General features: G+C 67.4%; 2 pseudogenes. Both read left to right on the forward strand.

The features are described 5' to 3' along the window. Window positions 1-454 (forward strand): annotated as a pseudogene (locus tag ACFWF3_RS35405) (hypothetical protein); the annotation flags it as partial. Between the two features lie 255 nt (window positions 455-709). Continuing rightward, window positions 710-1,566, forward strand: a pseudogene (locus ACFWF3_RS35410) (hypothetical protein); the annotation flags it as partial.

Below are 1,566 nucleotides of genomic sequence, written 5' to 3' on the forward strand. Positions count from 1 at the left end.
CGGCTTCACCCCGCACTTGCTCATCCCGCTCGATGCCGGGCTCACCGTCTGGGCGCCGCCGGTGCCGATGCTCGGGCTCGGCCCTGCAGGGCCCGGCTCACTCGGCCATATCGACACCACCTTGGTCCGCCTGGACGGACGTCTGTTCGCGTTCGTGAAGAACGAGGACTCCAAGCTGATCGAACTCGCCGTCGCCGACCGCCCGCTCGGGCCGTACAGCTTCGTCGCCACCGGTGACTGGGCGGGGTGGGGCGGGCCACGGGAGGGACAGTCGATCGTCCGGCTTCCCGACGGTGGGCACCGCATCTACCTGGACGCCTACACCGAGGGCCGGTACCTCTTCAGCGACAGTGTCGACGGCTTCCGCACGTGGTCGCCACCGGTCGAACTGCCAGGTCTGTCGGGCCTCATCCGGCACGGCACGGTGCTGACCGAGTTCAGCCCGGTGATCTGAACTAAAACCCCATTACTCCAGGGGCACCTGATCTAGGTTGTGATTCGGAACAAATATGAAAGTGAGCTTCTTCACACTGCCCAGTTGTGAAGAAGTAATATTTCAGAAAACTCTCAGAGTTATAGACTCCGAATAGCCCAGGGTTCGCCAGCTACGTCCGGTGCGGGATCCAGAGCAACATCCGGTGACGCGCCCGCGATCACCGAATCCCCGTCGCGCCGTTCTCGGCTTGCACTCCCCATGAGGTGACCCGCCATGGAATACACCCATCTCTCCGAATTCCGGATCCGCTCCGGCGACCTGGTGATCTGGACCCCCGAGCTCACCTCCCCCGACGCCTGGCGCGACGACGAACGCCCCCTCGCCAGCGTCCACGAGCAGTACCTCGGGTTCCTCGACCCCGAAGACGCCCGCCCCGGCCGCGGCCGCTGGATCGGCACGATCTTCGAGATGGACGCCCCACTCGACGCCGACGCCTGGGCCACGACCCTGCGGCTGTGGCACGACCGCCACGAGGGCTTCCGCACCACCGTCGCCCCCACCGGCGACGGCGGCTACCACCGTGTGACCACCGCCCCCGGCACTGTTCGAGTCACCGGCGCCCCGGTCGCCGATCTCTCCGACGGCGACGAGATCAACGAATACCTCTGCGACGCATTGGAATTGCGTCTGTCGGCACTGGTGTGGCCGCATCTGCTGGTGGCCACGGTGGCCCACGACACCGGCGACTTCACCGTCCTGGTCGGCGCCGACCACTCGGTGCTCGACGCCTATTCCCAGGCCGTGCTCATCCTCGAGCTGCGCACCCTCTACACCGCGGTCACCACCGGCGGCGAGATCCGCGACTCGGCCACCTTCGGCAGCCCGGCCGACTACGCCGTCATCGAGCGTGCCGCCGCTGAGGAACTCGATCCCGACTCCCCCGCCGTGGCGGTGTGGCGCGAGTTCCTCGGTACGCCGGGCTCGCCCATGCCCCGCTTCGCCGCGGATCAGGTCGCCGTCCTCGACGGTGAACACGCCCAGCCCAGCGTCTCGCGCACCCTGCTCAGCATCGAACAGCTCGAGGAGGTCGAGGCGGCGCTCGATCGGCTCAAGCACCGGCTGTCGGTGAC

Origin of the sequence: Nocardia sp. NPDC060220, from assembly GCF_042727815.1 — a bacterium.
Taxonomy (GTDB): Bacteria; Actinomycetota; Actinomycetes; order Mycobacteriales; family Mycobacteriaceae; genus Nocardia.